1 protein-coding gene is annotated in these 449 nt (G+C 58.4%); it reads right to left on the reverse strand.

Translation table 11 applies throughout. The features are described from left to right. On the reverse strand, nucleotides 1–449 hold a 449-nt coding region (locus tag SB765_RS28050), incomplete at both ends, for a GTP-binding protein (protein ID WP_410932276.1).

The following is a 449-nucleotide window of genomic DNA, read 5'->3' on the forward strand; positions in this document are numbered from 1 at the left end:
CCAACGATTTCCAGCGGATCCTGAACGCGGACGATACCACGCTCGATACGGCCAGTAACAACGGTACCACGACCCGAGATCGAGAATACGTCTTCGATTGGCATCAGGAACGGCTTGTCGATAGCGCGCTCTGGCTCTGGGATGTAGCTGTCCAGAGTTTCAACCAGCTTCTTGACGGCAGTGGTGCCCATCTCGTTGTCGTCTTTGCCTTCCAGCGCCATACGAGCCGAACCGATGATGATCGGGGTGTCGTCGCCTGGGAAGTCATAGGTGGACAGCAGGTCGCGAACTTCCATCTCGACCAGTTCCAGCAGCTCAGCGTCGTCTACCAGGTCAGCCTTGTTCAGGAAGACCACGATGTACGGAACGCCAACCTGACGGGACAGCAGGATGTGCTCACGGGTTTGTGGCATCGGACCATCGGCGGCCGAGCAAACCAGGATCGCGCC

Origin of the sequence: Pseudomonas sp. SIMBA_067, assembly GCF_046534675.1 — a bacterium.
Classification (GTDB): Bacteria; Pseudomonadota; Gammaproteobacteria; order Pseudomonadales; family Pseudomonadaceae; genus Aquipseudomonas; species Aquipseudomonas putida.